At 51.0% G+C, this 6817-nt stretch carries 7 protein-coding genes; 6 read left to right on the top strand and 1 reads right to left on the bottom strand.

Annotated elements, in window-relative coordinates; all coding sequences use genetic code 11:
- Positions 1–9: 9 nt before the first annotated feature.
- The 6 genes from AC0AP0_RS07280 to AC0AP0_RS07305 all read left to right on the top strand — a co-directional run bounded on the left by AC0AP0_RS07280 (position 10) and on the right by AC0AP0_RS07305 (position 6517).
- Entirely contained in the window at positions 10–765 is a 756-nt protein-coding gene (locus AC0AP0_RS07280; protein WP_445342157.1) for a DUF881 domain-containing protein, read from the top strand.
- Entirely contained in the window at positions 766–1881 is a 1116-nt protein-coding gene (locus tag AC0AP0_RS07285) for a class E sortase (RefSeq protein WP_445342158.1), read from the top strand.
- Positions 1882–2217: 336 nt separating this feature from the next.
- Entirely contained in the window at positions 2218–3216 is a 999-nt protein-coding gene (locus tag AC0AP0_RS07290; protein ID WP_445342159.1) for a LacI family DNA-binding transcriptional regulator, read from the top strand.
- Positions 3217–3337: 121 nt separating this feature from the next.
- Entirely contained in the window at positions 3338–4273 is a 936-nt protein-coding gene (locus tag AC0AP0_RS07295; protein WP_490429930.1) for a carbohydrate kinase family protein, read from the top strand.
- 32 nt (positions 4274–4305) lie between these two features.
- A complete protein-coding gene (locus tag AC0AP0_RS07300; RefSeq protein ID WP_490429932.1) occupies positions 4306–5325 on the top strand; it encodes an ADP-ribosylglycohydrolase family protein in 1020 nt (339 codons plus the stop codon).
- Positions 5315–6517 carry an MFS transporter gene (locus tag AC0AP0_RS07305; protein WP_445342162.1) on the top strand — a complete coding sequence of 401 codons (1203 nt, stop codon included), beginning with the start codon at positions 5315–5317 and terminating at the stop codon, positions 6515–6517. The genes AC0AP0_RS07300 and AC0AP0_RS07305 overlap by 11 nt, the downstream gene beginning before the upstream one ends.
- A gap of 90 nt (positions 6518–6607) precedes the next feature.
- Here AC0AP0_RS07305 and AC0AP0_RS07310 read toward each other — a convergent pair.
- Positions 6608–6817 (bottom strand): PASTA domain-containing protein (locus AC0AP0_RS07310; RefSeq protein WP_490429934.1); only part of this gene is annotated, 210 nt, incomplete at its 5' end.

Below are 6817 nucleotides of genomic sequence, written 5' to 3' on the forward strand. Positions count from 1 at the left end.
GGTATGCCTATGACCAGACGGACGGGACGGCACGGAGCGCGCAGGTCCCTGGTCGGCACATTGTCCGTGGCTGTGGTCCTTGCCTTGGTCGGGTACATGCTGACCACCAACATCCGTGTCAATAGGACGGTCACGGTCACCTCGGATACGGCCGGGCTGGTGGAAGAGCGCGAGAACAAGGCTGCTGAGCTGCGCAAGGACATCAATGACATGAGCTCAGAGATCAACGCGTTGAAGACCCTCACCGACGACGACAAGGGCAACTCGAACCAGGCCCGTGAGGACCCTGGATCGGGCACGGTGCTCAAGGCCGTCCAGGGGCCGGGACTGACGGTAACCCTCGATGATTCCCCGCTCTGGCAGCAGAAGGTAGGGTCCGACGGGTCAACGGCCAACATCAACGATTACGTCATCCATCAGCAGGATGTGGAGAGTGTGGTCAACGCCCTCTGGGCCGGGGGAGCCGAGTCCATGAGGATCCAGGACCAGCGTGTTCTGCCCACCACGGCCGTGCGATGCGTGGGCAATGTGCTGCTGCTGCACGGTCGAAAGTACTCGCCGCCATATAAGATTTCGGCCATAGGACCAGTCGATCGGATGACCAAGTCCCTGAATGCTTCGCCATCCATCCGGATTTACAAGGAGTACGTGAATACGGTAGGTCTGGGATGGAATGTCGAGTCTTCGGGCAATCTGAGATTCCCCGAGACGACGGCTGTCCTGCAGCCACTCCAGTATGCATCTCTAGATGAGAAGGCACGGTAAATGACGACAGAAGACTCGGAGAACGACAGGACATCGGTTGATAAACCTGCCGATAAGCGACGAAACTGGCCGGCTGGCATAGCGGAAATCGTGGGGGAGCTGCTGATTACGCTGGCCGTCATCTGTGCCCTCTACGTGGTTTGGCAGCTCTGGTGGACCGGCGTGCAGTCCGAGCATCAGCAGCTGGAGACCCGGACCTCGACCGCTTGGAGCGACCCGGGATCGGGAGATACCCGAAAGGTGGCCAAGCCTCAGAGCGGAATGCCGCCGGTACAGCCCGAACACGCCTCCGAGGGCGATCTGATGGCCCAGATCTACATTCCTCGTTTTGGGCAGCATTGGGAGCGCAACGTGGTTCAGGGCACGTCGCCCCGAGAGCTGGCCTACGCGGGACTGGGACACTACCCCAATACGCAGATGCCTGGCGAGCTGGGCAACGTGGCTATTGCCGGACACCGCGCTGGCTATGGTGAGCCGCTGGGCCATGTGGACCAGCTGCGAGTGGGCGATGCCATCGTTTTGCGCACCAAGGATTACTGGTACGTCTACCACTACACCCGCTACAAGATTGTCGCTCCCACCGAGGTCAACGTTATCGCCCCCAACCCTTATTCGCCCAATGAGGCTCCTGATCGGCGCATGATTACACTGACCACTTGCGAGCCCAAGTACACCACGGCCACCCACCGCTGGATCAGCTGGGGCGAATTCGGCTACTGGGCCAAGGTGTCCGACGGAGTGCCTAAGGAACTGCTTGGCGACCGAGGCAGCAATGTGGCCTTTGCAGACGACAAGGGCTCAGTTATGGCCAGGCTGGGTTCCCTGCAGCCGGTCCTCTTGGTTTTGGTAGCAGCCTATCTGATCATCTACCTGGCGGCCCTGGTTGCATGGCGTTACCCCTTGTTGCGGCAGATTCGCAAGGGCGAGAAGCCCCAGCCCATGATCAGCCTCTATGGCTGGCTACTGCGGCACCAGTCCGGCATAGCTCCGATTCGCTGGCTTCTGCTGATTCTGCTCCTTCTGGCTCTGGCCTGCGCCTTGATGGAATGGGGCTTCCCATGGCTGGCCAGCAACGTACCCTTGCTCAGACAGATGTCCAACTACTCCACCTTCTGACCTAGTTGGCATGGAGAAGCGGCGGGGCTGCAGAATCCGACGTGATCCTGCGGTCCCGCCGCTTATTTGTTGCCTAACAGAGATCATGAGAAGGTTTCTCTGATTCCGTTGAAAGCCAGCTAATAAATGCGAGGCCGGCATCTGGCTCAATAATGATTTGACACGAAGAAAGCGTGTTATTAATGTAAGGAATCGTTACCACAAATAAAAATGAATGGCGCTTTATCATTGGCTGGTAACGTTTTTACTATTACTTAGGTGAGGCAGGTGTCTACGATGACATAAATAATGAGTAAGCAGAAAACAAGGGTTCTGTGGCGACTGACAGGGGTTGGCATGGGTTTCGTGACGATACGCGATGTAGCGGCGAGAGCCGGCGTATCCGTTTCCACGGTGTCTAGAGCTCTGAACGGGACAGGTCCAGTGTCTCATCAGACGTATGACCAAGTTCAACGTTCAATTAAAGAATTAGATTATGTTCCCGATTCGAGAGCGAGATCAATTCGTGCTGTTGATTCGAATGTGGTAGGGCTCATCGTGCATGATATACGTAACCCTTTTTATGCTAATCTGGTTTATTTCGTCCAGAATGAATTCCTGGCTTCTGGGTACTCAACGTTTATTGGGAGTTTTTCGAGGGACAAACAAAACCTCAATGCATACTTGCAAAGTATGCTGCAGCAGCGTTTCGATGGTGCTTTGGTTGTTCCGAGCATGGAGCGATCTGAAGTCATCGAACGTATGATCGATAAGGATTTTCCTCTTGTATTCATCGGGAAATATCCTTGGCGGCAAGATGTCGCTATGGCACGGGTCAATGTTAGATCAGCCATGGAGACCGCTGTAAAAACGTTGTACGAGCGTGGCCATCGTCAGATCGGCTATATTTCGGGAGAGATACTGCGCTCCCATCCTCTTCAGGAAAGAGAACAGCTTTTCCGTAAGATTGCTGGTCCAATAGTGGGCGATGATAATCTGTTCGTTGAGTCAACAGGTTTTAATCAGACCGCTTGCGCGCCGGTAATTAAGAGGATGCTCAGAGTAGGTGTAACAGCTGTTCTGTGTGGTGACGCTGATGATGCAGTCACTATATTGGAACAAAGCCGGGAAATGCACGTTCGCGTCGGTGTTGACCTTTCATTGGTATCTTTTGACGATTCAAAAGTGTTCAGGGCTTTTTCTCCTCGCATTTCGGTTATTCGTCAGGATGAGCACGAGCTTGGCTCGATGGCGGTAAAGATGCTGCTAAAACGAATGAAAGGTACGTCAGTTAACAGTGCCTTTGTGGATGCAAAGTTTATAGATCGTGAATCTATCAGCGTTATAAATCGCTGAGTATTTTCTCTAACGACAGTTGTCTAAACATGCGCCATCGGGGGAGCATATTCATGTTTTTTAAAACTTCGTTGATGGATTAATGCCTTTTATGAGGCTCAATATAGCTAGGAATAGAAAAATGAATATTCTCGGAATTTGTAGTATTGCCGTTGACACGATTGCGCATGTGGATCATCTACCTATTCGTGACAGCTTCTGTACTGTAACCAAATCTGAACGTATGCAAGGTGGGAGCGGTACAAATGTGCTCGTACAAGCGGCCAAGCTTGGTGCTGCTACAGGGGTAGTCACGCAGATCGCCAAGGATGCCGATAGCGATTGGATTATGGATAATTTACATCGTTGCGGTATTGATAGCAGGGGTGTTTACAGGAAGGATGGGCAATATGAAGCGCCTTCTTGCCTAATATATGTTGACCCTCACGGTGAAAAGATGCTGGTAGTCTCTGCTGAAAAACGTCTTCCTGCATTGACTGAGGGGCAAGCAAACCTATCGCTGATAGAAGAGGCAGATATTGTATATCTGGACCTTAACCCAGCGCCTATGAGCATGACTGCGGCTCGGGAGGCATATAAAGCAGGCAAAAAAGTTGTGCTGAACTATCAGGAAGATTTGGACAGTATTCTTTCCCGTGGTGTCGACAGGACTTTTTTGACTGAAATCCTGCAATATGTTACAGTGTTCGCCCCTTGTCAAGAAGCGATTAAAGCACTGAGCGGCAGCGGTAATGTAGATGATCAGGCAGCCTATATAAGGCAATATTTCCACGGTCTCATCATCCTGACCTTGGGTAGTGACGGCTTGGTTGCCTGGGATCAGGATGATAAGAAAATAATCGTTCCAGCTCTCTCTATTGATGCTTCCGATACTACTGGAGCCGGGGACTCTTTCATCGGTTCTTTTATGGTGGCCTATTTGATTCACCAGCAACCCTTACTGGAATCCTTACAGTACTCGACTGCGTGTGCAGCCTATACCTGCATGGATTTCGGTGCGCAGGCATCCCCTACTGCCGAACAGTTGCACGGTTTCATGGAGAAGCACAGGCAGTAATGCAAGCGAGTGACTTTGAAAGACGTGGGTCTATGGATTCCATTTTTGAAAGAACCAAGCATACTCTGCTGGCTGTCGCTTATGGCGATGCCATGGGTATGCCAACCGAAAATTACACACGTAAAGGCATCGCCCGCCAATTTGGCAGAGTGACTACATTTCTGCCAAGTCCTGTTGACGAGGCAGCTATATACCGGCGGCTAGCAGCAGGTGAAGTAACTGACGATACTCAACATACGGTGTTTGTTTGTGAGTCCCTTTTGCTAGGGCACGGACGAGTACAAGCAAAAGATTTTGTTCAACGGTTAATGCGCTGGTTGGAGCATGACGACAAAAGTCAATATGTCGTAGGCCCCAGTACTGTGCGGGCTCTAAAGGCTATCGAGAGCGGTGTTTCGATAACTGAGGCTGGTACTACTGGAACCACTAATGGCGCAGCTATGAAAATTGCGCCAATCGGTTTGGTCCACTCCTATCTGGATTTGGGGGATATGGTTCAACAGGTTGCAGAAATCTGTATGCCCACGCATAATACCCAAATTGCTATACAAGGGGCTTCGGTTATCGCTGCAACGGTTAGTTACTGTTTTGATCATCCGGTGATCGATTGGGATGAGCTCTATGAGCTGATAAGGCAGGCGGCTGCCGCTGCAGAAGCTTTCGGTGTTCCTCGTCCGGGTCCTGATTTGATGGCTCGCATACATTTTGGTTGGCGACTGGCCCAAGAAGAAAACGAAGATCGCTTCCTGGATTGTTTATACAGCTTCATGGGTACAGGCATGCAGACTATTGAAACGGTCCCGGCGGTATTGGCTATTGTCCGAAAATGCTCTGGAAAGTTGAAGCCATGCGTGCATATTGCGGCTAATATCGGTGGCGACACAGACACGATTGGTGCTATCTGCGGTGCTATCTGCGGGGCCAATCATTTTGACTTGGCACAGGTCGACCAACAAACCCTTATAGCAGCCAACGATATTGACTTTGACGATCTTGCTCGTCGTATGGCTGAATTGATCAAAGAGACTCGGAAGGCATCTCATGCTAGTTGATAAGTTTTCTGGTAGGGCGAGGACCATCGCCATTGCCATAGGAGTTTTGCAGATCTATTTTGCTTGTATCGCAGCGAATGTGATGGACCCGGCTCTGCATGATCTACAGACCTTGTATCCAGGTATATCGCACGAAAGAATAGCTTCGCTCATCACCATACCTAATCTATGGTCTATTCCAGCCTCGATTTTTTCAGGACTGCTGACAGGGCGCCGTTTCAAGTATCGCCAGGTTTTATCAGTTTCTTTTATGCTGATTGTTTGTTCGGGAATTGCACCTATGTTTCTCCTGTCTTTTAATGCCATGATCATAGCCCGCATGTTTCTCGGCTTCGGTTTAGGTCTGCTGTTCCCGCTGGGCAATGCGTTGATTATTGATTTATTTCCTAGCGAGCGCCGAGCCTATATGTTTGGTGTAGGGGAAGTTGTGAAAAATGTGGCACTTATTTTGTTGCAGATGATCGTCGGTCTTCTTGTGGGGGTTTCTGTCCGCATCAGCTGGGGCGCATATCTGCTGATATTGCTCAGTTTTGCTCTCTTGCTTTTGTTCTTGCCTGAGCCCAAAACCAAGCCGATTCAAGAGCAAACGCCTCTGCGGATCGCTATCAAAAATCTTCCCAATAGGTTATATGTATTTGTGATTTTTTATTGCATTTGCATGATTGTCCAAACGGTTTACCAGTTGAATTTGTCAAGCATTATCGTCACTGAACACCTAGGGAACGCCGCTACAGCAGCGACAGTGCTATCAACTGCTACATTCACGGCTATGTTTGCAGCTCTATCCTTTGGATTTATTCAGAAGGTATTGAAAGATTATACAATCACATTCTGCACAGGCGCGCTAGCCGTAGGAACCTTGCTCATATCCCTGGCACATACTTTGCCCTTGATGTATGCCAGCGCTGTAGTTGTTGGAATCGGGCTGGGTACTATGTCGTCGTCCTTCTACATGAAAATAGCTGACTGTGCAAACAATGAGAATGCGGCACTCGTATCTGGATTCCAAGTTGTTCTAGGTGGGTTAGGTGGATACCTGCCGCATTATTTCCTTCTGCTGGTTGCGGTGCTGTTCCACACTGAATCCCTACGTCTGCCAATAACGGTAGGAGCATTCTTATTGGCAGCAGTGTCAATTGGTTTTGCATTTTTCTACCTGTTGGCCCATCACCGGCGTAGAGCATCAGTCTGAGATTCAGAAGTCATTTCCCAACTGCAGTTTGGAAAGCGATGGGGTCCCTTCTCCTTTGGGAAGGGACCCCATCATGATTTCATCTTCGGGTCAGTTTGTGGAGCTGACGGTGGTCACCGTGATGGGGGTGTTGTCGTCCACCTTGCTGCCGGCTCCGGGACTTACAGCGGTCACCTTGTCCGTGTCCTTGCCGACTGAAGTGATCCTGTCGGCGCTGACACCACTGTTGGTCAGCTTCTGCCGGTAGCTGCCCAAGGTCTCGCCCGGGGCGATGACTGGGACGCTGATGGCCGTGGTCAG

The sequence above is a fragment of the Bifidobacterium sp. POST2/T3 (B1) genome, assembly GCF_058197115.1.

Bases quoted from the DNA above. Each gene is read 5' to 3' on its own strand.
- AC0AP0_RS07280 (WP_445342157.1), top strand. From the start codon at position 10: ATGACCAGACGGACGGGACGGCACGGAGCGCGCAGGTCCCTGGTCGGC.
- AC0AP0_RS07285 (WP_445342158.1), top strand. From the start codon at position 766: ATGACGACAGAAGACTCGGAGAACGACAGGACATCGGTTGATAAACCT.
- AC0AP0_RS07290 (WP_445342159.1), top strand. From the start codon at position 2,218: ATGGGTTTCGTGACGATACGCGATGTAGCGGCGAGAGCCGGCGTATCC.
- AC0AP0_RS07295 (WP_490429930.1), top strand. From the start codon at position 3,338: ATGAATATTCTCGGAATTTGTAGTATTGCCGTTGACACGATTGCGCAT.
- AC0AP0_RS07300 (WP_490429932.1), top strand. From the start codon at position 4,306: ATGGATTCCATTTTTGAAAGAACCAAGCATACTCTGCTGGCTGTCGCT.
- AC0AP0_RS07305 (WP_445342162.1), top strand. From the start codon at position 5,315: ATGCTAGTTGATAAGTTTTCTGGTAGGGCGAGGACCATCGCCATTGCC.